At 70.5% G+C, this 26,846-nt stretch carries 22 protein-coding genes; 11 read left to right on the forward strand and 11 right to left on the reverse strand.

Features of this window, described 5'->3' with window-relative positions; genetic code table 11:
- Positions 1-191: 191 nt before the first annotated feature.
- Genes M1D46_RS16595 through M1D46_RS16615 form a run of 5 tightly spaced genes read left to right on the forward strand, consistent with a single transcriptional unit; the run spans position 192 to position 5,488 of the window.
- Positions 192-1,478, forward strand: coding sequence for an ABC transporter substrate-binding protein (locus tag M1D46_RS16595; protein ID WP_456286142.1), 1,287 nt, complete (start codon positions 192-194; stop codon positions 1,476-1,478).
- 4 nt (positions 1,479-1,482) lie between these two features.
- The gene (locus M1D46_RS16600) at positions 1,483-2,415 is read left to right on the forward strand and encodes a carbohydrate ABC transporter permease (RefSeq protein ID WP_456286143.1); all 933 of its coding nucleotides are present in this window, start codon (positions 1,483-1,485) and stop codon (positions 2,413-2,415) included.
- Positions 2,412-3,308 carry a carbohydrate ABC transporter permease gene (locus M1D46_RS16605; protein WP_456286144.1) on the forward strand — a complete coding sequence of 299 codons (897 nt, stop codon included), beginning with the start codon at positions 2,412-2,414 and terminating at the stop codon, positions 3,306-3,308. Before M1D46_RS16600 ends, M1D46_RS16605 begins: the two co-directional genes overlap by 4 nt.
- The gene (locus tag M1D46_RS16610; protein ID WP_456286145.1) at positions 3,305-4,981 is read left to right on the forward strand and encodes a hypothetical protein; all 1,677 of its coding nucleotides are present in this window, start codon (positions 3,305-3,307) and stop codon (positions 4,979-4,981) included. The genes M1D46_RS16605 and M1D46_RS16610 overlap by 4 nt, the downstream gene beginning before the upstream one ends.
- Positions 4,982-5,041: 60 nt before the next feature.
- Complete coding sequence (locus tag M1D46_RS16615) at positions 5,042-5,488, forward strand: MarR family winged helix-turn-helix transcriptional regulator (protein WP_456283903.1); 447 nt, start codon at positions 5,042-5,044, stop codon at positions 5,486-5,488.
- Here the strand turns inward: M1D46_RS16615 and M1D46_RS16620 are convergent.
- Entirely contained in the window at positions 5,470-6,942 is a 1,473-nt protein-coding gene (locus tag M1D46_RS16620; RefSeq protein ID WP_456286146.1) for an MFS transporter, read from the reverse strand. The two genes, M1D46_RS16615 and M1D46_RS16620, sit on opposite strands and share 19 nt — an antisense overlap.
- A gap of 181 nt (positions 6,943-7,123) precedes the next feature.
- Between M1D46_RS16620 and poxB the strand changes: the two genes are divergently transcribed.
- Together poxB and M1D46_RS16630 are read left to right on the forward strand one after the other, a co-directional pair.
- A complete protein-coding gene (gene poxB, locus M1D46_RS16625) occupies positions 7,124-8,848 on the forward strand; it encodes a ubiquinone-dependent pyruvate dehydrogenase (protein WP_456286147.1) in 1,725 nt (574 codons plus the stop codon).
- Between the two features lie 28 nt (positions 8,849-8,876).
- The gene (locus M1D46_RS16630; RefSeq protein ID WP_456283905.1) at positions 8,877-10,376 is read left to right on the forward strand and encodes a carboxylesterase/lipase family protein; all 1,500 of its coding nucleotides are present in this window, start codon (positions 8,877-8,879) and stop codon (positions 10,374-10,376) included.
- Between the two features lie 10 nt (positions 10,377-10,386).
- On the opposite strand, the gene M1D46_RS16635 is transcribed toward M1D46_RS16630, so the two are convergent.
- Positions 10,387-11,370, reverse strand: a complete 984-nt coding sequence (locus tag M1D46_RS16635) for an LLM class F420-dependent oxidoreductase (protein WP_456286148.1) — start codon at positions 11,368-11,370, stop codon at positions 10,387-10,389.
- A gap of 116 nt (positions 11,371-11,486) precedes the next feature.
- On the opposite strand from M1D46_RS16635, the gene M1D46_RS16640 reads away from it, so the two are divergent.
- Positions 11,487-13,529, forward strand: coding sequence for a bifunctional metallophosphatase/5'-nucleotidase (locus M1D46_RS16640; protein WP_456286149.1), 2,043 nt, complete (start codon positions 11,487-11,489; stop codon positions 13,527-13,529).
- 60 nt (positions 13,530-13,589) lie between these two features.
- Here M1D46_RS16640 and M1D46_RS16645 read toward each other — a convergent pair whose 3' ends face one another.
- The 3 genes from M1D46_RS16645 to M1D46_RS16655 are packed head-to-tail and all read right to left on the reverse strand — an operon-like array spanning position 13,590 to position 16,562.
- On the reverse strand, positions 13,590-14,600 hold the full coding sequence (locus M1D46_RS16645; protein WP_456286150.1) for a DNA-methyltransferase: 1,011 nt from the start codon (positions 14,598-14,600) through the stop codon (positions 13,590-13,592).
- Positions 14,597-15,646 (reverse strand): lipoyl protein ligase domain-containing protein, encoded by a 1,050-nt coding sequence (locus tag M1D46_RS16650; RefSeq protein WP_456286151.1) that lies wholly within the window; start codon positions 15,644-15,646, stop codon positions 14,597-14,599. The genes M1D46_RS16645 and M1D46_RS16650 overlap by 4 nt, the downstream gene beginning before the upstream one ends.
- A gap of 58 nt (positions 15,647-15,704) precedes the next feature.
- On the reverse strand, positions 15,705-16,562 hold the full coding sequence (locus M1D46_RS16655; protein WP_456286152.1) for an alpha/beta fold hydrolase: 858 nt from the start codon (positions 16,560-16,562) through the stop codon (positions 15,705-15,707).
- A 59-nt stretch (positions 16,563-16,621) separates the two neighbouring features.
- On the opposite strand from M1D46_RS16655, the gene M1D46_RS16660 reads away from it, so the two are divergent.
- The 3 genes from M1D46_RS16660 to M1D46_RS16670 are packed head-to-tail and all read left to right on the forward strand — an operon-like array spanning position 16,622 to position 18,848.
- Positions 16,622-17,062 (forward strand): MarR family winged helix-turn-helix transcriptional regulator, encoded by a 441-nt coding sequence (locus tag M1D46_RS16660; RefSeq protein WP_456286153.1) that lies wholly within the window; start codon positions 16,622-16,624, stop codon positions 17,060-17,062.
- Between the two features lie 5 nt (positions 17,063-17,067).
- Positions 17,068-18,441, forward strand: a complete 1,374-nt coding sequence (locus M1D46_RS16665) for an MFS transporter (protein ID WP_456287184.1) — start codon at positions 17,068-17,070, stop codon at positions 18,439-18,441.
- A gap of 53 nt (positions 18,442-18,494) precedes the next feature.
- Positions 18,495-18,848, forward strand: coding sequence for an L-rhamnose mutarotase (locus M1D46_RS16670; RefSeq protein WP_282980080.1), 354 nt, complete (start codon positions 18,495-18,497; stop codon positions 18,846-18,848).
- Between the two features lie 59 nt (positions 18,849-18,907).
- Here the strand turns inward: M1D46_RS16670 and M1D46_RS16675 are convergent, their stop codons facing one another.
- The 6 genes from M1D46_RS16675 to M1D46_RS16700 form a co-directional block, all read right to left on the reverse strand.
- Positions 18,908-20,194 (reverse strand): MFS transporter, encoded by a 1,287-nt coding sequence (locus M1D46_RS16675; RefSeq protein WP_455970394.1) that lies wholly within the window; start codon positions 20,192-20,194, stop codon positions 18,908-18,910.
- Between the two features lie 189 nt (positions 20,195-20,383).
- The gene (rocD, locus tag M1D46_RS16680) at positions 20,384-21,583 is read right to left on the reverse strand and encodes an ornithine--oxo-acid transaminase (protein ID WP_456286154.1); all 1,200 of its coding nucleotides are present in this window, start codon (positions 21,581-21,583) and stop codon (positions 20,384-20,386) included.
- Complete coding sequence (gene ddaH / locus M1D46_RS16685) at positions 21,580-22,449, reverse strand: dimethylargininase (RefSeq protein WP_456286155.1); 870 nt, start codon at positions 22,447-22,449, stop codon at positions 21,580-21,582. Before ddaH ends, rocD begins: the two co-directional genes overlap by 4 nt.
- Positions 22,450-22,844: 395 nt before the next feature.
- On the reverse strand, positions 22,845-23,675 hold the full coding sequence (locus M1D46_RS16690; protein WP_456286156.1) for a histidine phosphatase family protein: 831 nt from the start codon (positions 23,673-23,675) through the stop codon (positions 22,845-22,847).
- An 82-nt stretch (positions 23,676-23,757) separates the two neighbouring features.
- Positions 23,758-25,536, reverse strand: a complete 1,779-nt coding sequence (locus M1D46_RS16695; protein WP_456286157.1) for a glycoside hydrolase family 3 protein — start codon at positions 25,534-25,536, stop codon at positions 23,758-23,760.
- Positions 25,533-26,837 carry an MFS transporter gene (locus tag M1D46_RS16700; protein ID WP_456286158.1) on the reverse strand — a complete coding sequence of 435 codons (1,305 nt, stop codon included), beginning with the start codon at positions 26,835-26,837 and terminating at the stop codon, positions 25,533-25,535. Before M1D46_RS16700 ends, M1D46_RS16695 begins: the two co-directional genes overlap by 4 nt.
- Positions 26,838-26,846: the final 9 nt, after the last annotated feature.

The raw sequence follows: 26,846 nt of genomic DNA on the forward strand, positions 1-26,846 counted from the left end.
CCTGCGCCCGTCGAGCAGGAGTCGAGCTCCGGGTTGCAGATCCCTTCCACGCCGACCATCCGGGCAAGCGCTTGCCCATGCCCGATCAGCGGGCTAGCATCGTGCCACCCACATTTGTCCGGACGTAGAGACAATCACACATCCGAGACATCCAGCCCGACCGCGGCATCGATGCCGCCGAGGAGGTTTCGATGACGAACCGCAGCACCCGCTTCATCCGCACGTCCGCCTTCGTCGTTGCAGGGAGCGCTGTCCTCGCACTCGCCGGATGCGCGGGCGGCGCGAGCGGCGAGGCCGACAGCATCACGTTCTGGCTGTCGACGAGCGTCGAGCAGCAGGCGGGCTACGACGCGCTCGCCGAGCAGTACGAGGAGGAGACCGGGACCGCCGTCGAGATCGTCAACATCCCGTACGACGGCTACGGCACGCGCCTGCGCAGCGCGGCGCAGGCGAACGAGCTCCCCGACGTAGCGCGCGTTCCGGGGCTCGATCCTCTGTGGACACCGGCGGCCCAGGATCTCGCCGAGATCGTCGACGACCCGGAGAACGGGATCAACACCGACCTCATCGTGCGAGGCGACGACGACTCGGTGCTCAGCATCCCCTCGGACGTCACCGCATCCGGCATGTTCATCAACAAGACCCTCTTCGACGAGGCAGGCGTCGCGTACCCGACCGATCCGAATGAGACGTGGACGTGGGACGCGTTCCTCGACGCGACGACGCAGGTGCGGGAGGCGACCGGCGCGCAGTACAACCTGACCTTCGATGCATCGCCGTCGCGCTTCCGCGCGTTCCAGTACCAGCTCGGCGGCGAGGCCATCCAGTGGGATGACGGAGAGATCTCCACGAACGACGCGACGATCGACATCTACGAGCGCTTCAAGGCGATGAACGACGACGTGATCATGCCGAAGTCGGTCTGGACGAGCGGCGCCGACCCGAACGCCCTCTTCAAGAGCGGCCAGGTCGTCGCGTACTTCTCCGGCGTCTGGCAGATCGCGGACTTCAGCTCCACGATCACCGACTTCGAGTGGGCCGCAGTGCCGGCGCCGGCGCAGCCCGTGCACGCGACGGACCTCAACTTCGGCGGGCTGACGGTCGCATTCGACAACGGCGGCGGCCGCTCTGAGGCCGCATACGACTTCGTCGACTGGATGTACGACCCCGAGCAGTACGCGGTGCTCGCCGAGACGAACGGGTTCCTCCCCGTCGAGAACGGGCTCGACCTCGCCTACCCGTTCGAGTCGCAGGCCGCGCTCGACGGGTTCGAGCTGTACACGCAGGAGATCGAGCTGGCCGACCCGATCTCGAGCTCGTTCGCTCAGGCGCAGACACGCTGGGCGCTCGACGACAAGGCCCTCGCCGAGGACCCCACGGTCTCCGAGATGGGGGCGTTCATCAATGGACAGCAGGACGCGCAGACCACGCTCGACAACATCCTCGCGGGCTACGAGGACCAGGTCGGAGGCGAGTGAGCGCATGACGACCGCCCTCCAGGCACCGCAGGCGGCCCCTGCCGCCGGCGGTGCCCGGCGACGCCGACCGCTCCACCGCTACCGGGTCGCGCCGCTCACGCTCATCGCGGCGAACGTCGTCCTCTTCGCCCTCTTCTTCGTCTGGCCCGGGGCGATCGGGCTCGCGTACTCGTTCACCGACTACACGGGGATCGGCACTCCCGATTTCATCGGATTCGAAAACTACGCGGAGCTGTTCGCAGACAGCGGCTTCTACCAGGCGCTCGCGCGCACGTTCCAGTACGCGATCCTGCAGGTGCCGCTGTCCTACGCACTCGCGCTCGGCATCGCATCGCTGCTCGTCAGCAAGTTCGCGCGGGGGCGCGCGGTGGCGCGCATCGTGTTCTTCATCCCCTGGCTCATCTCCCCCATCGTGACCGGCGTGGTCTGGCGCTGGATGTTCGGGGAGAACTTCGGCTTCGTCAACTTCGTCATCGGGATGCTCGGCGGCGCTCCCGTCCCCTGGCAGTCGAACGCCGACATCTCGCTTCTCGTCGTCGTCTTCGCCGGCGCGTGGGCCGGCACCGCGTTCAACATGCTCCTCTTCATCGCCGCGATCCGGAATGTTCCGCAGGCGTACTACGAGGCCGCCGAGCTCGACGGCGCCGGCTCCTGGCAGCGCTTCCGGCACATCACGCTGCCGAGCATCGCCCCGACGTCGTTCATCGTGATCCTCCTGTCGACCATCGGATCGATCAAGGAGTTCGCCATGATCCAGGCCCTCAACAACGGCGGGCCCGGAACCGAGAACAACCTGCTCGTGCAGTACATCTACCGAACCGGGTTCCAGAACGGCCAAATCGGCTATGCGAGCGCGGCATCCATGATCCTCATGGTCATCCTCATGGTGATCGCCCTGGTCCAACTCTGGTTCAACAAGAGGAGGGGCGCGGCATGAGCACGCTCACCGAGGTCGTGACGACGGCTCCTTCCCGACGCCGCCGCCCCGCAGCCGACCGCCTGCGCGGCCCCGCCGAGCGCGTGAAGGCGATCGGCGCGACGGCAGTCCTCTGGATCCTCGTGCTCGCGTTCGGCTTCCCGCTGCTGTGGTTCCTGCTGAGCTCGTTCAAGCCCGCCGGCGATCTCTTCTCCTACCCGCTGACGCTGCTCCCCGAGCGATGGGACTTCTCCGGATACGCCACGGCATGGTCGAGCTACGACTTCGCCGGCTACTTCCTGAACACGGCCTTCGTCGCGGTCACCACCACCGCACTCACCATCGTCGCCAGCGCCTGCTCGGGATACGCGCTGGCGAAGTACGACCGGTGGTGGCTCAAGGCGTTCTTCATCTGCATCCTCGCCACGACGATGCTCCCGACGGAGGTCATCCTGTCGCCGACGTTCCTCGTCATCCGCGACCTGGGCCTCTACAACTCGCTGTGGGGCCTCGTGATCCCCTCGATCATCACGGCGACGGGCATCTTCATGTTCCGGCAGTTCTTCCTGACGGTGCCCGACTCGCTGGTCGAGGCCGCGCGCATCGACGGAGCGAGCGAGCTGCGGATCTTCGCGCGGATCATGATCCCGATCGCGCGGCCGATCATCATCACCCTCGCCATCTTCTCGTTCCAATGGCGCTGGAATGACTACATCTGGCCGCTCATCGTGCTCAACGATCCGGGGAAGTTCACCCTGCAGATCGCGATCCAGTCGATCGTCGGGGCCGAGAACGTCAACTGGTCCGTGCTGCTCGCCGCGTCTGTGATCTCCATCATCCCGCTCGTGATCATGTACGTCGTCTTCCAGAAGTACGTGATGAACGCCGACATCAACGCGGGGCTGAAGGAGTGAGCGAGGACCTCGGCTTCCGTCGGGCGGTGCTCGCGGCCGCGGACCGCGACATCGCGCGTCTTCTCAGCAGCCCGAGCCGAGCGGATGCCCTTCCCGCTCATCGCGAGCTCATGCGCCAGGCGAAGCTGCTCGTCGCTGCCGCACTCGCTCCCGGGAGCGCCCACGCCGGACGGGCCGATCCTGCCCGGGCGGCGGCCGACCTCGTCATGACGCTGAGCGAGCTGCAGTCCCCCTCCGGACTGTTCGCGGGCGGCGACAACGTCGAGTCGCCGCCCGATTCCGCCTTCACCGTCAGCGATGTCGCCGACGCGCTCGAGCTCATCCGGCGGTCGGATGATCCAGGGCCGCTCCGCGAGGTCGCGACGGCGCTCGATCGGATCGCGGAGCGCGCGGCGCCCGCCATGCTGGCGGGCGGCGTGCACACGCCGAACCACCGATGGGAGCTCGCCGGGGCGCTCGCCCGACTCCACCGCCACACCGGCGATCCGGTGCTGCGGAGCCGCGCGGAGACGTGGCTCGAGGAGGGCGTCGACATCGACGCGGACGGGATGTACTCGGAACGGAGCGCCAACTACGCCGCGCACGTGTCGAACCCCTCCCTCACGGCCATCGCCGACATCCTCGTGCGCGAGGACCTGCGGGAGATCGTCGCGCGCAATCTCACGTCCTTCCTCGGGCTCATCCGCGGCGACGGCTCCGTCGAGACGGTGCACTCGCGGCGCCAGGATCAGCGGGACGATCGCTTCCCTGCCGCCCCCTTCCTCGTTCTCTACCGTCGGTACGCCGTGGAGACGGGCCGAGGCGATCTCGCGTGGGGCGCGGAGCGCGCCCGGGCCTCCGGCGTCTCGTCGGACGCCCTCGCCGAACTGCTCCTCCACCCGGCGATCGGTGAGACGCTTCCCGCGCCGCTCGCACCGGAGCTGCCGAGGCGCGACCGATGGTCCGCAAGCGGCCTCGTCGTCGACACGCGCAGAGAGCGCACCGTCGTGGTGTTCGGCGGGTCAGACTACGCCCGCATGCGCCGGGTCCGGTCAGGGCTTTCGAACAGTCCCACGTTCCTGCGGCTCGAGGCGGGGGCCGCGCGCCTCGTGTCCGCACGGCTCTCCCGGGACTTCTTCGGTCTCGGCCCCTTCCGTCCTGGCAGCCTCGTCGAGGAGCACGGTCGGCTCGTCCTCGACGAGCGCGTCGAGGGACGGTACTACCAGCCCCTCCCGTCCACGGCCATCCGCGCGATGGGCGACTACGCGCTCGCGGACGAGGGCCGCTTCGCGGCCGCGATGTCCTTCGACGCGAGGGAATCCGATGCGGTAGAGCTCGTGACGCGCATCGAGATCACGCCGCGCGACGACGGCGCCGACATCGAGATCTCGCTGCAGGGCCCTGCCCTGGCATGGTCACTCGAGCTCGCCTTCGCTCCGGGCGGCCGCATCGACGGCGCCGCACCGCTCGGAGGCGGTGCCTACCAGCTCAGGGACGGCTACGGCCGGTGCACGATCGGACACGACGTCATCGAGTTCGGCCCCGCGCTGCCCGGCGGTCCGCCTGCGTTCTATGAGCCGGGAGAGGACTACACCTACCTCGGTGGCACCGACGCGCAGTCCGGTCCGAGGGTCTACATCACGGGGCGCGCGCCCGGGGTGGCGCGTCTCACGCTGCGCACGCGTGGCACCTGAGGGCGCCCCGGCGCCCCGATCAACTCCTATAGGCGCGCATGGAACGCTAGCCTGAGAGGCATGGCCGACCGCAGACTCGCTATCGCCGCGTGGGAGAGCCTCTTCCGTGCGCAGCACGAGGTGTTCGAGGACGTCTCGAACGACTTCGTGGGCGGCGACCTCTCGCAGGCGGAGTACGACGTGCTGCTCACGGTCACCCGTGCACCGGACATGACGGCGCGGCTGCGCGACGTCACGGCGAACATGCTCATCAGCCAGCCGAGCGTCTCCCGGCTCGTCGACCGCATGGTCGGGCGCGGGCTCGTCACGAAGTGCAGCGACCCCGACGACGGGCGCGGCGCCCTCGTGACGGCGACGGAGGACGGCGCCCGCGCGTTCCGATCGATCGCCGCGGCTCACGGCAAGAGCATCGCCGAGCGCATGTCGTGCCTCGACGACGACGACCTGCGTACGCTGCTCGACATCACCGAGAGGCTCCGCGCGGGAAGCTACCGGTCGGCCGACTGATCCGGCGCGACCGGCTCGTCCTCCGCGTGCGAAGTCGCGACGAGCCCCGCGGTCCCTGGCGTCGGAGCGGCCGGCGCCTCGGGTGCCGCGTTCGGCTCTTCGCCGTCGCTCTTCAGGAACTGGGCCGACAGCATCCGGTAGGCCGGCAGGAGGAACGCGCCGAGCGCCAGCAGGATGGCGACGACGCCGGCCGCGACGAACACGAGCGCGATGCCCCGCGCCTCGCCCTCCCCCAGCAGCCAGGCCCACTGCCGTTGACCCGCGTCCGTCTGCATGTACGGGATGACCCAGAGCTGAGCGATCGGCGCGATGAGGAACGAGGTGATGGGCGCCGAGGCCGCTTCGAAGGTCATCGCGAACCCGAAGACGCGCCCCTGCTTCTCGTACGGCGTCACCTTCTGGATGACCGTCTGCTCGGCTGCCTCGACGGCGGGCATGAGGCACATGAAGACCCAGATGCCGCCGACGTAGAGCCACGCCCAGTCCCTCAGGGTGAAGACCGCCCCGACGACGCCGACGAGCGCGGCGATGAGCAGCATCGTGCGGATCGGGTTCCTGCCGAGCCCCAGCTTCGCGATCACCGCGCCGCCGACGATGAAGCCGGTCGAGCCCACCGCGAGCCAGATGCCCCACATCTCGACCGAGAACATCTCGAGCCCGTACGGGTCCATGAGCGCCATGTAGACGCCGCCCACGAGGTTGTTCAGCGTCGTGAAGAGCACGAGCGTGAGCAGCCCCGGAACCGCGCGCACCGCCTGGAACCCGCCGGCGACATCCACCCACCGGGTCTGCCCCTCGGCATGCACGATCTCGCGCTCGGGGATGCGGATGGCCATGAGGTGCAGAAGCGACAGCGCCATCGCGACGAGGGCGATGAGCAGCGTCGTGCCCATGCCGAGGAGCCCGACGGAGAGCCCGCTGAACACGCTCGTGACGAGGAATGCGAGGCCCTGCACGGTGCCGACCATGCCGTTCGCGTTCGCATGGCGGTCGACGGGCACGAGAAGCGTGACGGTCGTCGAGAGGGCGATGTTGCGCAGCTGCTCGACCACGGCACCGGCGAGCATGACGACGGCGAAGATCCAGAACCACGGCTGCGTGAGGTCGACGATGCGCTCCTCGCCCAGCACGAAGAAGAAGATCGCGTCGAGGCAGAAGACGCTGAACGCGATGAGCGTGGCCCAGGCCATGACCGCCTTCTTGCGGAAGCGGTCGACGAGGGTCCCGAAGAACATGCTGAAGAGCGCGATGAACAGCATGTAGGCGCCGCCGATGACGCCCGTCGCGATGACGTTGCGCGTCTCGAGGTAGATCCAGAAGGTCAGGGCCCACCAGAGATAGCTCGTCGTGATGTTCGCGAATGCCGTGTTCACGAGCACGTGCAGGAAGCTGCGCATGCCGTTCTCGGGAGGCGCCGGGTTGCCGTCGCCGGGATGGGTCTGGGTGTCCGCCATGGTCTCTCTCCGTCGTCGCACGCCGTCGTTCGGATACTTGCAAAAGGCAAGTACGTCGTCAAGAGGATCTGTCGAGGAGAAGCTACGCGCCCCCTCGGACATTCCCGCGGACCGCCTCCGGGCTCCGGATCGGGCGTAACGTCGGAGGTACCGCAGGCAGGCTCGAACGGAGGCACGACCCATGACCGACGTCGCCCAGAACATCGTCGCGACCCTCAGGGCGAACGGCGTCGAGCGCGTGTACGGGATCCCCGGCGACTCGCTCAACGGCTTCACCGACGCGCTCCGCAAGGACGGATCCATCCGCTGGGTCCACGTGCGCCACGAGGAGTCGGCGGCGTTCGCGGCGGCCGCCGAGGCGGCGCTGACCGACGACCTCGCCGTCGTCGCGGGCTCGTGCGGTCCGGGCAACCTGCACCTCATCAACGGGCTCTACGACGCGCATCGCTCGCGGGTTCCCGTGCTTGCGATCGCGGCGCACATCCCGACCTCCGAGATCGGCACGAACTACTTCCAGGAGACGCACCCGCAGGAGCTGTTCCGCGAGTGCAGCGCCTACGTCGAGTACGTCGCGGACGCGAGCCAGATGCCGCGCATCCTCGAGATCGCGATGCGCACGGCCATCCAGGAGCGCGACGTCGCGGTCGTCGTGATCCCCGGCGACGTCGCGCTCGCGGAGGCCGCCTCCGACCGCGTGACCGTCATCGACCGGGCGCGCCCGGTCGTCCTGCCGAACGACGCCGAGCTCGACCGCGCGGCCGAGCTGCTCGGTGGCGCGAAGAAGGTCACGATCCTCGCCGGCGCCGGCGTCCAGGGCGCGCACGACGAGGTCGTCGCCCTCGCCGACCGGCTCGCCGCCCCGGTCGTCCACGCGCTGCGCGGCAAGGAGTTCATCGAGTACGACAACCCGTTCGACGTCGGGATGACGGGACTGCTCGGATTCGCCTCGGGCTACCGCGCGATGGAGGGTGCCGACGCGCTCCTGATGCTCGGCACCGACTTCCCCTACCCGCAGTTCTACCCCGAGCACGCGACGACGATCCAGGTCGACATCCGCGGCTCCCAGCTCGGCCGCCGCCATCCGCTCGACCTCGGGCTCGTCGGAGACGTCAAGGCGACCGCGGCGGCGCTGCTCCCCCGTCTCTCCGAGAAGCGCAGCCGACAGCACCTCGACGACGCGCGCGACCACTACGTCAAGACGCGGCGCAAGCTCGACGAGCTCGCGGTTCCGCGCCGCGGGGCGCACCCCATCCACCCGCAGTACCTCGCGCGGCTCCTCGACGAGGCCGCTGCCGACGACGCCGTCTTCACCGCCGACGTCGGCTCGCCGACCGTCTGGGCCGCGCGGTACCTCACGATGAACGGGCGCCGGCGTCTCATCGGCTCGTTCAGCCATGGATCCATGGCGAACGCGCTCCTGCACGGCATCGGCGCGCAGGCCGCGCAGCCCGGCCGCCAGGTGGTCGCCCTCGCGGGCGACGGCGGGCTCGCGATGATGCTCGGCGAGCTCATCACCCTCACGCAGAACGATCTGCCCGTGAAGACCGTCGTGGTCAACAACTCGTCGCTGAACTTCGTCGAGCTCGAGATGAAGGCCGCCGGCTTCGCGACCTACGGCACGGGTCTCGAGAACCCCGACTTCGCTGCCGTCGCGAACGCGCTCGGCATCAAGGGCATCCGGGTGGAGCGGTCGGATGCCCTCCCTGCCGCGATCGAGGAGCTCCTCGCCCACGACGGGCCGGCGCTCCTCGACGTCGTGACCGAGCGGCAGGAGCTGTCGATGCCGCCCACGATCACGGCCGACCAGGTCGGCGGATTCGCGCTCTACGCCATCCGCACCGTCCTCTCCGGCCGCGGCGACGAGCTCCTCGACCTCGCGAAGGCGAACTGGCGCCAGCTCTTCTGAGCCTCCCGGGGGCGGCGATACTGGAACCGTGACCGCGAGCATCCCGACCGATCCGCACCGCGTCGAGCAGCCCGTCGTCGACACCGAGGCGGGTCGCGTGCGCGGGTTCTGGCGCCGGGACTGCGCGACGTTCCTCGGCATCCCGTTCGCGCAGCCGCCGGTCGGGCGCCTCCGCTTCCAGGCGCCCGCACCGCACGAGCCCTGGGATGGCGTGCTCGACGCCACCCGGCAGGGGGCGACGCCCCAGCGCGGGGCGACCGGCATCACGCTCATCCCGGAGCCGTCGGTCCCCGGTCGCTCGACGCTCAACGTCAACGTGTTCACCCCGTCGACCGATCCGGGGGCGGAGCTTCCCGTCCTCGTGTACTTCCACGGCGGCGCCTACGTCTCCGGCTCGATCGCGAGCCCCTGGTACGACGGGCGCTCGTTCGCCCGCGACGGCGTCGTCGTCGTGACGGCGTCGTACCGCCTCGGCTTCGACGGGTTCGGCTGGATCGCCGACGCGCCGAGCAACCGCGGGGTGCGGGACTGGCTCGCCGCCCTCGAGTGGGTGCAGCGCAACATCCGCTCCTTCGGCGGCGACCCCACCCGCGTGACGATCGCGGGCCAGTCGGCCGGCGGCGGAGCGGTGCTCACCCTTCTCGGGATGCCCGCGGCGCAGCACCTCTTCTCGGCGGTCTGGGCGATGTCGGCCACGATCGGCGTGATCACGCCCGAGGAGGCCGAGCGCTTCGGGCGCCGGGCCGCAGCGGAGGGAGGCGTCGAGCCGACCGTGGCGGGATGGCGCGCGCTCACCGAGAAGCAGGTGCGCGACGCCGCGAAGGACCTCATCGCCATGCGCGATCTGCACGGCGCCCAGGCCGTGCTGTCGGATGGCCTGCGGCTGGGTCCTGCGATCGACGGCGAGCTCATCCTCGAGCCGACTCTGCGTGCCCTCGCGAAGGGCGTCGGCTCCGACAAGCCCCTCGTGATCGGCACCACGGACGACGAGTTCTCGATGATCGTCGACGACCACAGCCGGTGGCTCCGCTGGGTTCCGGCCTGGCTCGTCCTGACCGTGCTCGGGCTCCCTCGGAAGCGACGCCGCGCCTATCTCCGGGCGAACGCGGAGCTGCGGCGCGATCGCGGCGTCCCCGCCGCGATCGGCCGCTTCGTCACCGACGCGCTCTTCCGCCGCCACGTGGTGCGCATCGCCCGCGCGCGATCGGCCGCGACCTCGGGCGGCCGCACCTGGGCCTACCGGTTCGAGTGGGTGTCGCCGGCGCGCGGGTGGTCGCTCCACTGCCTCGACGTGCCGTTCTTCTTCGACGTGCTCGACGCCGAGGGCGTCGACCTCATGACCGGCGAGGACCCGCCGCAGGAGCTCGCCGACGCCGTCCACGGCGCGGCGGTCGGCTTCATCCGGACCCGCGCGGCCGATTGGAGTCCCTGGTCAGCGGGCTCGACGCCGTCTCGCGTGTTCGCGTACCCCGCGACCGCGGAGACCGAGTCACTGGACGCGTACGACGGGGCGATCCCGCTCGCGTGAGGCCGCGCGCTCAGCTGAGCGCCGGGATCACCTTCTGCTCGAACAGCTCGACGCCCGACCGGTCGTAGGCGGCCTCGGGGAAGTAGTGGATCGCGTAGGCCAGTCCCTGGTCGCCGAGCGCGGCAAGGCGCTCGGTCACCTGCTCGACCGTGCCCACCGCGACCGCTCCCCGGTACTCGCCGATGAAGCCATCCGTCGCGTCGCCGAGATGCGGCCGGACGCGCGCCTCGATCGCCGCGAGGCGCTCCTCGACCTCGGACTCGGTCTCGCCGATGACCGTGTTGTAGTTCGCCGACCGGACGATCTCGGCGAAGTCGCGGCCGATGGCGTCGCAGTGCTCGCGAAGCACGGCGCTCTTGTGGGCGAACGCGTCGGGCGCGCCGGCGAAGTTCGTGTACTGCGCGTACTCCGCGGCGATCTTCAGGGTGACCTTCTCGCCGCCGCCCGAGATCCAGAACGGGATGCCGGGGCGCTGGATGGGCCGGGGCTCGACGATCGCGCCGTCGACCTGGTAGAAGCGGCCGTCGAGGGTCGCCTCCCCCGACTCCCACGCCTGCTTCATGATCTCGACGCCCTCGCGGAGCATCCGGAGCCGATCGCCGATCTTCGGGAATCCGTACCCGTACGCGCGCCACTCGTGCTCGTACCATCCGCCGCCGATGCCCATCTCGACGCGCCCGCGCGAGACATGGTCGACCGTCGCGGCGACCTTCGCGAGGTATGCGGGATTGCGGTAGCCCATGCACGTGCACATCTGCCCGAGGCGGATGCGGCTCGTCGACGCCGCGAACGCCGACATGAGGGTCCACGCCTCGTGAGTAGCCTCGCGCGACGGCACCGGCGTCGTGTGGAAGTGGTCGTAGACCCACAGCGACTCCCACGGACCGGCGTCCGCGGCCTGCGCGAGCGACAGCATCGCGCTCCACTGCTCGGCCGGATCGATGCCGACGAGGTCGTGACGCCAGCCCTGGGGGATGAAGGTTCCGAAGCGCATGCCGCCAGGGTACCCGCCTTCCCGCGCGCGACATCCGCATGTCATCGGCCCCCCGTAAGGTGTCCCCCGTCGCCACCGCGACGCCCTCTCCCCTCTCCCGAACCAGGAAGGCACTCATGCGCAGGATCATCGCCGCGCCCGCCGCCGCCCTGCTCGTCCTGCTGCCGGCGGCACCCGCCGCATCGGCCGCTACGGACGACGCAGAGCGGCGCATCCCGCTCACGCTCATGGCCACGACCGACGTGCACGGACACGTCGTGGACTGGGACTACTTCCAGAACGCGCCGTTCCCCGCCGACGACGCACTCGGGCTCACCCGGGTCGCCACCGCCGTCGATCAGGTGCGCGCGGAGAAGGGCGCCGAGTCGGTCGTCGTCCTCGACAACGGCGATGCGATCCAGGGCACTCCCCTCACCTACTTCTACGGGATGGGCGACGGAGCGCCGTCCGTGCTGTCGGGCGAGCTCGAGCACCCCATGGCGACGGCGTTCGACGCGATCGGCTACGACGCGCAGGTCGTCGGCAACCACGAGTACAACTACGGTCTCGACCTCCTCGCCGCCTACGAGCAGGGCCTCGACGCTCCGCTTCTCGGTGCGAACGTCATCGACGTCGCGACCGGCGAGCCCTATCACGAGCCCTACACGCTCATCGATCGCGAGATCGACGGCGAGACCGTCACGATCGGCGTGCTGGGGGCCGTGACCCCCGGCGTTCGGGTGTGGGACAAGGCGATCGTCGACGGCGTGCTGGAGTTCCGCGACGTCGTCGAGACCGCGGCGGAGTGGGTGCCCGTGGTCGAGGAGCAGGCCGATGTGGTCGTCGTGCTCGCGCACACGGGCAAGGGCACCACTGCCGACGCGGACTACGACCCGGCTCTGCTCGAGGAGGACGCCGCCCGCAACATCGCGACCCAGGTGCCGGGCATCGACGTCGTCGTGGCCGGCCACAGTCATCAGGACGAGCCGGAGGAGATCGTCGAGAACGCCGCGGGCGAGAAGGTGCTCATCACCCAGCCGGAGTACTGGGCGCGCAGCGCGAGCCAGGTCGACCTGACGCTCGTCGCCGACGGCGACGGCTTCCGCGTCGACTGGTCGGATGGCCACGCCCCGGTCGTCGTGCCGCACTACGGGCGAGAGGGGATCGGCGAGAGCGCCGGGCTCGCCGAGGCCGTTCAGCGCGCGCACGACACCACGGTGTCGTACGTCAACACCCCGGTCGCGACGTCGACCGAGGAGCTGCGCACCGAGACGTCGCGCTACGAGGACACCCCGATCATCGACTTCATCAGCGAGGTGCAGGCCGAGACCGTGGCGAACGCTCTCGACACGACGGAGTACGCCGACCTGCCGGTGCTCTCCCAGGCGTCGCCGTTCTCGCGGACGGCGCGCTTCCCGCAGGGCGAGGTCACCATCCGCGATCTCGCAGGCCTCTACATCTACGAGAACACGCTTCTCGGCGTCGTGCTCACGGGCGCGCAGGTGCAGGACTACCTCGAGCACTCCGCGCGCTACTTCGTCCAGACGGAGGAGGGCGCCGAGTTCGATCCCGAGAACGGCACGAACGCCCGCTACGAGGATGCCCCTGAGGGCATCCCCGACTACGCGTACGACGTGCTCACCGGGCTCGACTACACGATCGACATCTCGCAGCCGGTCGGCGAGCGCATCACGGGGCTCCGCCACCCCGACGGCACCCCCGTGTCCGACGACGAGCAGTTCGTGCTCGCCGTGAACAACTACCGGCAGAGCGGCGGCTCGGGCTACCCGCACGTCGCGGAGGCGCCCGTCGTCTACGACGAGCGCCTCGAGATCCGGCAGCTGCTCGTGGACTGGGCGCAGTCGCGCGGCGTGATCGACCCGGCCGACTTCTTCACCGAGAACTGGTCCCTCACCACCTCGCCCGTCGAGGAGGCGCCGTCGCCGGCGCCCACCCCGGAGCCGACGGCGGAGCCGACCGCGGCGCCCTCGCCGGAGCCCACTGCCGAGCCGACAGCGGCGCCCACGCCCGCGCCCACCGCAGCGCCCTCGCCCGAGGCCGACGAGGATGCTCCGCTTGCGCCGACGGGCGGCTCGACGGTCATCGGCACCGGCGTCGCCGGCGTCCTCGTGCTCGCAGCGGGGGCCGTGGTCCTCGCGGCGCGCCGGCGCCGAGTCTGAGGAGGGGCGGCGGGGGCGGCGTGCGTCGCCCCCGCCGCTCCGCGCAGGCGCGGGCCGGCGCTACCTGCGGAGCACGACGCGCGCGTCGGGGATGCGGTCTCCCATGATCCGGATGGCGTCGGGGTTGTCGTCGATGAGCACCGCGTCGCGGCCGAGCGCTGCGGCGACCGCTCCGGTCGTGCCGCTGCCCGCGAACATGTCGAGGACGCGATCCCCCGGGCGCGAGGAGGCCTGGATGATGCGGCGCAGGATGCCCTCGGGCTTCTGCGTCGCGTATCCGGTCCGCTCCGCCCCGCTCGTCGGCACGATCGTGTGCCACCAGACATCCGTCGGCAGCTTGCCGCGACGCGCCTTCTCGCGCGTGACGAGTCCGGGTGCCATGTACGGCTCGCGGTCGACGGCCTCGGAGTCGAACCAGTAGCGGTCGGGGTCCTTGACGTAGACGAGGATCGTGTCGTGCTTCGTCGGCCATCGGCGGCGCGACTTCGCCCCGTAGTCGTACGCCCAGATGAGCTCGTTGAGGAACGCGTCGCGCCCGAAGACCGCGTCGAGCATCACCTTGGCGTAGTGCGCCTCGCGGTAGTCGAGATGCAGGTAGAGCGTGCCGTCGTCGGCGAGGAGCCGCCAGGCCTCCTCGATCCGCGGCATGAGGAAGCCCCAGTAGTCGTCGAACCGGTCGTCGAAGGTGCGCAGCGCACCCCGCACGCGCTCGTAGCTGCGGCCGTGGAAGCCCGTGTGCGTCGCCGCGCGGACCTCGGCCTCGTGCGCGTCGGTCGCCGCGATGTCGGCGCCGTCCGGGCTCCCGAAGAGCGCGCCGTCCTCGAGGACGGGCTCGGGGACATCCGCCGCGACCTCGGGCTCGTCGGGCACGTGGATCGAGAAGCCGCGGCGGCTCTCGTCGGTCTCGCGCCCGCGCCCGGTGTTGAACGGCGGGTCGAGGTACGCGATGGTGAAGGCGCCGTCGGGCAGCCGTGCCGCGACGTCGAGGTTGTCGCCGTAGTGGATCGCGACCGCGCCGCGGCCCGGTGTGAGGGCGGCGAGCGGTGCGTCGTCGAGGATGTCCTGACTCACGGGACGCGGTGGAGCCACGCGTCGGTCGCGAACTTGGTGCGCACGAGCTCCTCGGCCTCTGCGAGCTCGTCGGGCGCCACGTGCCCGCGCTCGGCGCCGGTGAACGCCTGGAACGACGCCATGAAGCGGTCGATGATCTCGCGGCGCGACATGCCCGTCTGGCTGCGGATCGGGTCGACGCGCTTCGCGGCCGACGCCGTGCCCTTGTCGCTGAGCTTCTCGCGCCCGATCCGCAGGACCTCGGTCATGACCTGGCCGTCGATGTCGTACGAGAGCGTCGCGTGGTGGAGGACCCCGCCGTTCGCGAGCCGCTTCTGCGCCGCCCCGCCGATCTTGCCCGAGGGGCTCGCGATGTCGTTGAGCGGCTGGTAGGTCGCCTCGATGCCGAGCCCGCGCAGCGCCTGCAGCACCCAGTCGTCGAGGAAGGCGTACGAGTCGGCGAACGTGAGGCCCGCCACGAGCGACGCCGGCACGTAGAGCGAGTAGGTGATGATCTGCCCGGCGCCCATGAGCATGGCGCCGCCGCCCGAGATGCGGCGGACGACCTGGAAGCCGTGGCGTGCGGCGCCCTCGGGGTCGACCTCGTTGCGGTACGACTGGAACGAGCCGATCACGACCGCCGACTCGTCCCACTCCCAGATGCGGAGCGTCGGCTTGCGGCGGCCGTCGCCCACGCGGCCCGTGAGCACCTCGTCGAGCGCGAGGTTGACGAGCGGCGAGACGGCGGGGTCGTCGATGATCTCCCACTCGAAGTCGGTCCAGGTCGACGCCGTCACGAGCGCGCGGCGCACGGCCGTGCCGACGGCCTCGGGCGTGAACCCGAGCATCTGGACGCCCTCGGGGAGGCGCGCGCGGATGGCCGCGGCGATCGCCGGGACGTCTGCGGTGTCGGGCATGCCGATCAGCGCGCGGTTGATGTCGTCGAGCGCCGTGTCGGGCTCGAGGAAGAAGTCGCCCGCCAGGTGGAAGGAGCTGATCCTCCCGGCGTCGACCTCGAGGTCGACGACCACGAGCTTTCCACCGGGGACCTTGTACTCGCCGTGCACGCGTCCAGCCTACGTCGTCGCGTCGAGACGACGCCGAGAGCGAGCGCTCTCTCGCGGGCTACGACCGCGCCGGCACCCGCGCGTCGAGCCAGGCGAGGATGTCGGCGCGCACGCGCCCCTGCACGGGCTCGTTGAGGATCTCGTGCCGCCCGTCGTAGACGAGCGTCGTCACATCCGTCAGCCCGGCGCGCTCCCGGTACGCCTGCGCGAGCTTGTGCACGCCGCGCGGGCCGCCGACCGTGTCGTCGCGCCCGACGAGGAGGAGCACGGGGACGTCGGCCCCCGCCCGCTCGCGGAGGTCGCGGCGGGGGCGCCCGTAGATCCGGGCGGCCTCGACCACGCCGAACAGCTTGACGAGCGGCACGTTGACCGCGAGCGGATCGTCGAGGAACGCCTTCTGCACGGCCGGGTCGGTCGAGAGCCACTCGACGCCGGTCGCGCCCGGCGCCTTCCACGGCGCATTGAGGTCGCCCGGGTTCAGGGCGCCCGGCCATCGCAGCGACGAGCCGACGAGGACGACCGCGTCGTACGCCTCGGGGTGGGCGTCGAAGAGGATCTGCGCGAGGAAGGATCCCCACGAGTGGCCGAGGAGCACGAGCGGGAGGCCCGGGCGCTCGTCGCGGATCCGCCGCGACAGCTGCCAGACGGCGTCGACGGCCGCGCGGTGCCCGCCGACGCCGAGGCGACCGAGCTTCGCCGCGTCGCCGTGCTGGCGCATGCCCGTGCGGCCGTGACCGCGATGGTCGTCGGCGTAGACCGCGAAGCCGGCCCCGGTCAGCGCCTCGGCGAGCGCGGCATAGCGCCCCGCGTGCTCGCCGACGCCGTGGAGCACCTGGACGACACCGCGGGGCCGCCCCTCCGGCTCGTAGACGTCGTACACGATGGCGACGCCGTGCGCGTCGACGAACTCGGGCATGCGTCGATCGTACACACCCCTTTATTTAGCAAAGCTAATGAGCTATGCTAATGGTTGACATGGCTAAACAATCCGCATCGACGAAGCTCTCCTCCGACGCCTCCGAGATCCGGGCCGCCGTCTTCCGCCTCTCGCGGCGGCTCAAGCAGCAGCGCGCCGTCTCGGACATGACCGACGGGCAGTTCGCCGTGCTCGTCGCCCTCAAGGTGCACGGGCCGCACACGCTGTCCGCGCTCGCCGAGCGCGAAGGCATCACCGCGCCATCCATGAACCGGACGGTCAACTGCCTCGAGGACCTCGGCCACCTCAGCCGCACCGAGAACGGCGATGACCGGCGCAAGGTCGACATCCAGATCACCGAGAGCGGGCGTCGCGTCGTCGAGGAGACCGCACGGCGACGCGACGAGTGGCTCTCGAAGGTGCTCGCCGACCTGTCGCCCGAAGACCGCCAGACGCTCCGCAGCGCGGCGGCGATCATCATGCGGGAGGTCGAGCGATGAACGCGATGTTCCGGTCGTTCGCGTCGTTCAACTACCGCATCTGGTTCCTCGGGGCCCTCATCTCCAACGTCGGCGGATGGATGCAGTCGACGGCGCAGGACTGGGTCGTCCTGACCGAGCTCACCGACAACGATGCGACGGCCATGGGCGTCACGATGGCGCTGCAGTTCGGCCCGCCGCTCGTGCTCGTGAGCGTGACCGGCTGGGTCGCCGATCGCTTCGACCGGCGACGTCTTCTCATGGTCACGCAGGGCGTGCTCCTGCTCCTCGCGCTCGGGGTTGGCGCGCTCCTCCTCGCGGGCGTGATGACCCTGCCGCTCATGCTGCTCTTCGCGCTGGCCTTCGGCGTCGCGAACGCCTTCGACAGCCCCGCGCGGCAGGCGTTCGTGTCGGACGTCGTCGAGCGCCGGCACGCGGCCAACGCCGTGGCGCTGAACTCGGCGTCGTTCAACATGGCGCGCCTCATCGGCCCGGCCGTGGGCGGTCTGCTCATCGTCGCGGTCGGGAGCGGATGGGTGTTCTTCGTGAACGCCGCCACCTTCCTCGCCATGATCGTGGCGCTCATGCTCATGCGCCGCGACGAGCTCGTGCCGCGCGTGCGCAGCCAGGGCGCGGCGCGCGTCGCCGACGGCTTCCGCTATGTCTCCCGTCGCCCCGACCTCATCGTCGCGTTCGTCATGGTGTTCCTCGTGGGCGCGTTCGGCATGAACTTCCCGATCTTCGCGTCGACCATGGCGATCGAGTTCGGGCACGGTGCGGACGGCTACGGGCTGCTGAGCTCGGTGCTCGCGATCGGCTCGCTCACGGGCGCACTGCTCGCCGCCCGACGCGAGCGCGCCCGGCTGCGCGTCGTCATGATCGCAGCGGGCGGCTTCGGCGTCGCGTCGCTCGTGTCGGCGGCGATGCCGAGCTACTGGACATATGCCGCCGCCCTCGTCTTCGTCGGCTTCGGCACGGTGACGATGCTCACCACCGCGAACGGCTACGTGCAGACGAACTCCGACCCGGCCCTGCGCGGCCGCGTGCTCGCCCTCTACATGGCGGTCATCATGGGCTCGACCCCGATCGGCGCGCCGATCGCGGGGTGGGTCGCCGACGCGTTCGGCCCTCGCGCCGCCATCGTCCTCGGCGGCACGGCCGGCGTGCTCGCGAGCCTGATCGGGCTCACCTGGGTCATCTGGTCGGGGCGCCTGCACCGCGATGCCGACCGCCGCCTCGGCGTCTCCCTCGACGAGACCCGGCCGCTCGACATCATCACGAAGGCCAATCCGACCGTCGCGCCGGAGGAGTTCAGCGACCAGGTGGCCCAGACCACGGCCATCCGCATCGACGACGAGGACGAGGACGAGGACGAGCGGATGGCGCGACGCGGCCGCTGAGGCTCGACGGCTAGCATGAAAGCGCTTGCCCGCCATCGAGAGAGGCCCCGCCCATGAGCTCCACGACCCGCGTCTGCTTCCGTCTCCGGGTGAAGCCCGAGATGCTCGACGAGTACATCGCGCGCCACAGCCCGGTGTGGCCGGAGATGCTCGAGGAGATCGCCGCAGCGGGGCGGCGGAACTACTCGATCTTCCACCTGGGCGGCGGGGAGCTCATCGGGTTCTACGAGACCGACGATGACGCCGCCGCGCAGGCCTACCTCGCGGAGTCGGAGGTCGCGGCGCGCTGGGAGGAGTCGATGGCCCCCTTCTTCGTGTCGCTCGACGGCCGCGCCGACCAGGCGGCCGAGACGTTCCCCGAGGTGTTCCACCTCGAGTCGCAGCTCGCCGACGCCCGCGGCGCCTAGCAGCGACGACGAAGCCCTCCTGCGCCGGTCGACGCAGGAGGGCTTCGTGCTGCGGGAGCTCAGACGAGCGACTTCGCGGGAGCGCCGTAGCGCTCCTCCTCGATCTCCTCGAGCGTCTTGCCGCGCGTCTCGGGCGCCCAGATCGCGCCGACGAGCAGGGCGACCGCGAGGATGGCGATGAGGAGCGCGCCGAGTCCGTGCAGACCCATCGTGGTCAGCCAGACCGGGAAGCCGTAGCTCAGGATGCCCACCATGATGCGAGCGGCGAAGAACAGCACGCCCTGGGCCGACGCGCGGTAGCGGGTCGAGAACAGCTCCGCTGTCCAGAGGCCGTAGAACGCCTGCGCGCCGATGCCCGAGGCGAAGCCCCACAGCACCGCGAACGCGAGCATCGTGACGGCGGAGGCCGGCAGGTAGACGAGCACCACCCATCCGGCGATCCCCATGACCGCGCCGATCACGTAGAGCAGGCGACGGGAGACGCGGTCGGCGAAGCGCATGAACCCGAAGTAGGTGCCGAGCACGGTGAAGAGCCACAGCAGCGACTGCAGGAAGAACTGCTGCTGCGCGTTGGTGAGGCCCGCCGCGTCGTAGACGCGCGGCATGAAGATGCCGGCCTGGCCGGCGACGGTGTTCCAGAAGCCGTAGACGCCGATGAGGAACAGGAGCGCCGTGAGGTTCTGCTTGCGGCCGAAGAGCGCCTTGAGCCCCTTGCCGCCGATCGCGTTGGCGGAGGCGTCGTCGCGCGAGGCCTTCCAGCGCTTCGACTCGGAGAGCCCCTGTCGCACCCACCACGTGACGAAGGCGACGACGAAGAGGTGCACGAAGATGATGCGCGAGCCGAGCAGTCCGAGCGGTTCCAGCAGAGCAGCGAGCAGGAAGCCGATCATCGGGCCCACCGACCAGGCGAGCTGCGCCGTGCCGACGTGGGCCGCGCGCTTGTCGGCGGGCGCCTCCTCGGCGATGTAGGTCCATGAGGCGGGCACGCCTGCGCCGACGGCGATGCCCGTGATGACGAACGCCGCGAGCAGCATCCACTCGTTCACCGCGAATGCCGCGATGAGCACGCCGACCATGTAGACCATGAGGTCGTAGGTGTAGATGAACTTGCGCCCGAACCGGTCGCACAGCGGCCCGCCGATGATCGCTCCGATCGCCGCGCCGAACGCGTTCGCGCTGAGCGCGGCGAGGAGGCCCGCGAAGCCGTCGGTGAACCCGAACTGCGCCTGCCAGAATCCGAGGCTCGTCGCGATCGCGATGATCGAGCCCGCTTCGATGTAGTTGGACATCGCGACCGAGATGGTGGCCTTCCACCCCGTGGTCGATTTCGCTCCGATGCGTGCCATGTGAGTCGTCTCTTCCTTGAATCCGTTCGACGTCGTCCGCGTCCTCGCGCTCCGATGTGACCGCTCTCATAAAACGATTCAACGACGCCGAGTCGGTACCTTACGCGGCGCGCGGACCATCCGCAAGCCGCCGGACGACAGAAGCCCTCCGACCCCTGTCGGGGCGGAGGGCTTCCGGAGGAACGGGGGTCAGCCGGCGAGATCCGCCAGCACGACCTGGAGCTGCTCGAGCGCCCAGTCGATCTCGGTCGCGCGGATGACGAGCGGCGGGGCGATCCGGATGGTCTGCCCGTGGGTGTCCTTGACGAGCACGCCGCGCGCCATGAGCGCCTCCGACACCTGACGCCCCGTGCCGATGGACGGGTCGATGTCGACGCCGGCCCAGAGCCCGGCGACGCGGATCTCGGTGATGCCCTGACCCACGAGCGCCTCGAGCTTCTCCCGCAGGTGCGCACCGAGCAGCTGCGCGCGCTTCTGGAACTCGCCGGTCGCGAGCAGCTCGACGACGCGAAGCGCCACGGCCGAAGACAGCGGATTGCCGCCGAACGTGGACCCGTGCTCACCCGGGCGGATGACGCCCAGCACGTCGGCATCCGCGACGACAGCCGACACGGGCAGGATGCCGCCGCCGAGCGCCTTGCCGAGCAGGTAGACGTCGGGGACCACGCCCTCGCGATCGCACGCGAACGTCTCTCCCACGCGGCCGAGCCCCGACTGGATCTCGTCCGCGATGAAGAGCACGTTGCGCTCGCGCGTGACCTCGCGCACCCGTCGGAGGTAGCCATCCGGCGGGATCACGACGCCCGCCTCGCCCTGGATCGGCTCGATGAGCACGGCTGCCGTGTCGTCGTCGATCGCCGCGGCGAGCGCGTCGGCGTCGCCGTAGGGCACGGCCACGAATCCGGCCGGGAACGGCCCGAAGTCGTCGTGCGCCTCGGGGTCGTCGCTGAAGCCCACGATCGTCGTCGTGCGGCCGTGGAAGTTGCCGTGTGCGACCACGATCTTCGCGCGGTCGTCGGCGATGCCCTTCACCCGGTAGCCCCACGCCCGCGCCACCTTGATGCCGGTCTCGACGGCCTCGGCGCCGGTGTTCATGGGGAGGACGAGGTCCTTGCCGCACAGCGCGGCGAGTGCCGTCGCGAACGGCTCGAGGCGGTCGTTGTCGAATGCGCGGCTCGTCAGCGTGATCCGCCCGAGCTGCTCCGTCGCGGCCGCGACGAGGTCGGGGTGCCGGTGGCCGAAGTTGAGGGCCGAGTACCCCGCGAGCATGTCGAGGTACCGCTTGCCCTCGACATCCGTCACCCACGCGCCCTCGCCGCCCGCGATGACGACGGGAAGGGGGTGGTAGTTGTGCGCGACGTGGCTCGTCGCGGTCTCGGCCGTGGTCACTTCGCGCCCCGCAGCTCGAGCGTGCAGCACTTGATGCCGCCGCCGCCGAGCAGGAGCTCGGACAGGTCGATGAGCACCGGGTTGTACCCGCGCTCGCGCAGCTGCGCCTCGAAGCCCTTCGCGCGCGGCGAGATGAAGACGTTGTGCCCGTCGCTGGCGGAGTTCAGGCCGAAGACGGCGCCGTCCTCATCCGAGACCTGGATCGCATCGGGGAACCGCTCCTCGAGGATCGCGCGGCTGCGCTCGTCGAACGCGCCGGGGAGGTAGGCGATGTTCGCGGGCCCGGTCGTCTCGTCCTCGACCGGGTCGAGCACGCTCAGTGCCGTGTCGAGGTGGTAGAACCGCGGGTCGACGAGGTTGAGGCTGATCACCTCTCGGCCGAACACGCGGGCCACCTCGGCATGGCTGTCGCCCGTCGACCGGAAGCCCGTGCCCGCCAGGATGACGTCGCCCGCGAGGAGGAAGTCGCCTTCGCCCTCGTTGACCTCCTCGGGCACGACCGTCTCGAAGCCGTTCGCGCGGAACCAGTCGATGAACGCGGGCGCCTCGCCCTGGCGCTCGACATAGCGGAAGCTCGGCCCGTAGGCGATGCCGTCGATGACGAAGCCGCCGTTCGCCGTGTAGACCATGTCGGGGTAGTCGGCGAGGGGCTCGATGAGCTCGACCTCGTGCCCCAGCTCGCGGTAGGTGTCGTAGAGCACCTGCCACTGGGCGACCGCTCGCGCGGTGTCGGTCGGCCGCGTCGGCTCCATCCAGGGGTTGATCGAGTACGACACGGTGAAGTGCTCGGGGCGGCACATCAGATAGCGCCGCTTGTGCTGAGTGCGAGTCGGCGCCTCGGTGGGCGCGGGAGACGCGACGGACATATTTCGCTCCTCGTCGTGGCAACGGGCGGCGGACGCTGTCCAGAGGCCCGGCGGAGCTGGAAGCCGCGATCCGGGCACGCCGAGGTCATTCTTCCACGGTGATCCCGAGTCGTCGGTGAGAACGCGGCGTCAGGGCACCACGACGATCTTCCCGAGGGCGTGCCCGCGGTGAGCGCCCGCTGTCGGTGAACGCTCCCGGATTCGGACCGGTGGGGCTGGTGTGAGCTCCTGGGGCCGACACGCGCACACGCGCCCCACCGATCCGAATCCGGACGCGCCAGCACGACGCCGGACACGCCTGCGCGACTCCCGACGCGCCAGCACGACGCCGGACACGACCGCGCCCCGCGGACCATCCGATCCGCGGGGCGCCTGCACGGGGCGCCGGGCGAGCGTCAGAGCTCGGCGCCGGCCTCCACGTAGCTGAGGTCGTTCACGCTCTCGACGGTCCAGGTGCCGCCGTCGTAGACGAGCTTGCTCACGGCGGCGTTCTCGATGCCCGCCGTGACCTCGCTGAGGTCGGCGTCGAGGGCCTCGAGCGCGACCATGATCGTGATGCCGCTCGAGACGACGAGCACATCGCCGCCGCCGGCCTCGCTCTGCGCCTCCGCGATCTCCGTGAGCGCCTCGATCGCCCGAGCACCGAGGTCGTCGCTCGTCTCGGCGGGCAACTCCTCATCGGTCGAGGCGGCGGCGATCGCGTCGAGCGCGTCCGTGAACGAGAAGTCGGCGCCGAAGTCGCCGAACATCTCGGCCTGGTCGGCATAGCCGAGGCTCTGCGCCGCGGTGTTCCACATCACCTCGTTCTCGCTGCCCTCGAAGCTGCCGAACGCGATCTCGCGGAGGCGCTCGTCGCGCTCCGGCACGAGGGTCTGGCCTGCGCCCTCGAGCGCGAGCGAGGCGGTGTCGAAGTGGCGCACCATGTCGGCGGAGTAGGCGGCCTCGAACTCGATCCCCTCCTCGGCGAGCCCCTCGCCGAGGTCGACGGCGAGCTGCTCGCCGCCCTCCGTGAGCGGCGAGTCGGCCCAGCCCTGCGCGCGCTCGAGCGCGTTGAGGATGGTCTCGCCGTGGCGCGTGAGGTACACGGTGACCGCGCCCTGTTCGCTGGGCGGGGCGGATGCCGTCGCATCGGCGCTCTCGGACGCCGCGCAGGCGGTCGTCCCGCCGACAAGGGCGGCGGTGGCGAGAGCGGCGAGGCCGATGCGGCGCACGTGTGCTGTGTGCACGAAGATCTCCTTCGATCGAGAGGTCGTGGCAGGACGGAGCACCGCCGGCGTCGGGCCACGAGCCGACGCCGGCGGTCCGGGTTCAGGCCGAGTAGCCGAGCCCGTGACCGAACCGGAAGAGCGGGTCGGCCGTGTCGAACGGCACGTCGGGGCGCGACGCCTCGACGGCCGCCATGGAGCAGGGCAGATCGAACGGGAGGCGCCCTGAGGGAGCCGACGCGCCGGTGAGCACGTCGAGCAGCGCGGCTGCGCTCGCGCCCCAGTTGACCGTGACGGCAGCGGCGGCCTCGACGATCGGCTGCAGGATGGCCGGCCGCTCGGCGAACACGTCGACGACCGTCGGCACGTGGCCGGCGATGTCGCGCACATGGGCGACGACGTCGTCGGGGAAGTCGAGCGATCCGGAGTGGAAGAGGTTCTCGAACGCGGTCGGGCGGGCCTCGTACGGCGCCTGCAGGCGGAGGATGGCCGCGTCCGCGTCCTCAGGACGATCGACGACCGATCCGTACGCGGCGGCGACCTCCCGATCGACGCCCTCGACGTAGAGCCGCAGCCCTCGGCGCAGCGGGAGGGCGGGGGCGCCGTCGACCCCGTTCGTCAGCAGCGTGATCGAGGCACGCTGCGCGGCTTCTCCGGCAGCGCGGAACTCCGCGCTGCCCACGATGCGGTCTGCCGCGTCCTCGTCGACGAACGGGTCGTCAAAGAGACCGAGCGCGAACTTCTCGCGCAGCAGGCGGCGCGCCGAGATGTCGATCCGCGCCTCTGGCACCTCGCCCGAGGCGACGAGCTCGACGAGCAGCTCGGGGCACGCCTCGCCGCCGAACTGGTCGGCTCCCGCCTCGAGCACCTTCTTCATGCGCTCGCGCGGCGAGAGGTGCTCGACGCCCCAGGCCCGCGCGGGGAACGGGTCGCCGAAGATCTCGGCGTCGGTGATGAGACCCCAGTCGGTGCACACGACGCCGTCGAAGCCGAACCGCTCGCGCAGAAGGCCCGTGATGACGGACTTGTTGAAGCCGAAGCCGACCTCCTCGTGCTCCGTGCCCACAGGCATCCCGTAGTACGGCATGACCTGGCGCGTCCCCGCGTCGAACAGGGCCTCGAACGGCTCGAGGTGGTGCTCGAACGCTCCGCCCGGGTAGACCTGCTCGCGACCGTGAGCGAAGTGCGGGTCCTCGCCGTCCTTCTGCGGCCCGCCGCCCGGGAAGTGCTTCGTCATGGTCGACACGGACGCGGCCCCGAATGCCTCGCCCTGGAAGCCCCGCACGTATGCGGCGCCGAGGCGGGCCGTGAGCTCTGCGTCCTCGCCGAACGTCGCGATCTGCCGCGACCAGCGCGGCTCTGTCGCGAGGTCGACCTGCGGATGCAGTGCCACGCGGATGCCGACGGCGAGGTACTCCTGGCGCGCGATGTCGGCGAAGCGCTCGACGACCTCCTCCGAGCGGATGGCCGCGAGGCCCAGCGGCTCGGGCCACTCGGAGAACGGGCCGGCCATCATCCCGGTGCCGGGGTTGTCGGTGAAGGAGTGCCGCGGGTCGGTCGAGAGCGTGACAGGGATGCCGAGCCGCGTCGACGCCGCCAGCCGCTGGACGGCGTTGTGCCACGCCGCGATCTCTCGCGCCGTCGCCGCCCCGCCGACGAGGTTGAAGTGCGTCATGCGCCGCTGCTCGACGTACTCGACGGCCGACGGCGTCCCGAAGATCGGGTTGGACGCGTCGAGGTCGCCCATGCCGATCATCGTGTGGAAGAGGAGCCCCGCCTTCTCCTCGAGGGTCATCTCAGCGAGGAGCAGCTCGACGCGCTCCTCGACGGGCAGGCTGGCGTCGAGCCAGGGACGGGCAGTCGGCGTCTGGAGGTCGGTCACTTCACTCCCTTGATGCGGTAGACGAGCACGGCGCCGAGGAAGGCCACGAAGGCGCCGAAGAGGTACCAGGTCGAGTAGCCGCCGATCGCCGTGCCCGCGCCGAGGGCGATGATGCCGGGGGCCATCGCCGGCGCGATGGACTGCGGGAGCGCGTTGGCGATGTTGAGCACACCCAGGTCCTTCGCGGTGTCCTCGGCGTTCGGCAGCACCTCCGTCGCGAGCGCGAGGTCGACCGAGAAGAACGAGCCGGCGCCGAGGCCGATGATCGCCTGCGCCACGACGATGACCGGGATCGACGGCGCGAACGCGAGGAGCACCAGCCCGACGACCATGATGAGCCCGGCAGCCGCGACGAACGGGCGGCGCTTGCCGAAGCGGTCGGAGAGGAAGCCGCCGATCGGGCTCGACACGGCCATCGCGAGCGTCGACGCGACGTTGGCGAGCAGGATGGTCGAGATCGCCCCCTGCTCGTCGAGGGCGAACTTCTCGGTCAGGAAGTACGGCAGGTACGTCGCGATGCCGGCGTACCCGAACATGACGAAGAACTTCGTCAGCCAGGTCCAGCCGAAGTCGGGGTGCTTGCGCGGGTTGAAGACGAACGAGCCGAAGAACTGCCCGACCGTGAAGCGCTGAGCGGGCTTGTGCTCGAGGCGGCGGTCCTTCAGGACGAGCACGAAGAGGATGATGAACAGCAGCGCGAGCAGGCCCGGCGCGAGGAAGCGCATGAGATCGTCGGCGATGAAGTTGATGAGGAAGCTCCCGCCGAGGATCGCGAGCGGCGTGGTGATGCCGACGACGCCTGAGACGCGGCCGCGGCTCGAGACCGGCACCTGGTCGGGCAGCGTGGCGTTCGCCGCGGCGAGCACGGCGTTCAGCGCGGTCTGAGCCACGCACCATCCGATCAGCACGGCCCAGACGGAGGTGGCCGCGCCGATGAGGCCCAGACCCGCGAGCCCGACGATGCCGCCGCCGAGGATCCACGGGCGGCGCATGCCGAAGCGCGACGTCGTGCGATCGGACAGACGGCCAGCGAGGGGGTTCGCGACGAGAGCGAAGAGCGCGCCGACGCCGAGGACGAGGCCGAGCTGGCCGGTCGCCTCCTCGGTCGAGCTCGCGATGTGCTGCACCTTGAACGCCATCGACACCATGACCGGCGTCAGCAGCGCCATGTAGATGCCGAAGTTCACCGTCGCGAGCCCGGGCGTGTAGCCGCGCGGTGTGCGGGCCGGCGTCGTGCCCGGCGCCTTGAAGCCCGTGGTCCCTGCGTAGGCCGCCGATGCGGCCGCTGACATCTCTGTCATCGTCGTGTC

The organism is Microbacterium sp. JZ70 (assembly GCF_053903225.1).

Bases quoted from the DNA above. Each gene is read 5' to 3' on its own strand.
- M1D46_RS16605 (WP_456286144.1), top strand. From the start codon at position 2,412: ATGAGCACGCTCACCGAGGTCGTGACGACGGCTCCTTCCCGACGCCGC.
- M1D46_RS16635 (WP_456286148.1), bottom strand. From the start codon at position 11,370: ATGCGCTTCGGAACCTTCATCCCCCAGGGCTGGCGTCACGACCTCGTC.
- ddaH (WP_456286155.1), bottom strand. From the start codon at position 22,449: ATGTCCGTCGCGTCTCCCGCGCCCACCGAGGCGCCGACTCGCACTCAG.
- M1D46_RS16660 (WP_456286153.1), top strand. From the start codon at position 16,622: ATGGCTAAACAATCCGCATCGACGAAGCTCTCCTCCGACGCCTCCGAG.
- M1D46_RS16655 (WP_456286152.1), bottom strand. From the start codon at position 16,562: ATGCCCGAGTTCGTCGACGCGCACGGCGTCGCCATCGTGTACGACGTC.
- M1D46_RS16595 (WP_456286142.1), top strand. From the start codon at position 192: ATGACGAACCGCAGCACCCGCTTCATCCGCACGTCCGCCTTCGTCGTT.
- M1D46_RS16675 (WP_455970394.1), bottom strand. From the start codon at position 20,194: ATGGCACGCATCGGAGCGAAATCGACCACGGGGTGGAAGGCCACCATC.
- M1D46_RS16600 (WP_456286143.1), top strand. From the start codon at position 1,483: ATGACGACCGCCCTCCAGGCACCGCAGGCGGCCCCTGCCGCCGGCGGT.
- poxB (WP_456286147.1), top strand. From the start codon at position 7,124: ATGACCGACGTCGCCCAGAACATCGTCGCGACCCTCAGGGCGAACGGC.
- M1D46_RS16620 (WP_456286146.1), bottom strand. From the start codon at position 6,942: ATGGCGGACACCCAGACCCATCCCGGCGACGGCAACCCGGCGCCTCCC.
- M1D46_RS16615 (WP_456283903.1), top strand. From the start codon at position 5,042: ATGGCCGACCGCAGACTCGCTATCGCCGCGTGGGAGAGCCTCTTCCGT.
- M1D46_RS16700 (WP_456286158.1), bottom strand. From the start codon at position 26,837: ATGACAGAGATGTCAGCGGCCGCATCGGCGGCCTACGCAGGGACCACG.
- M1D46_RS16640 (WP_456286149.1), top strand. From the start codon at position 11,487: ATGCGCAGGATCATCGCCGCGCCCGCCGCCGCCCTGCTCGTCCTGCTG.
- M1D46_RS16665 (WP_456287184.1), top strand. From the start codon at position 17,068: ATGTTCCGGTCGTTCGCGTCGTTCAACTACCGCATCTGGTTCCTCGGG.
- M1D46_RS16670 (WP_282980080.1), top strand. From the start codon at position 18,495: ATGAGCTCCACGACCCGCGTCTGCTTCCGTCTCCGGGTGAAGCCCGAG.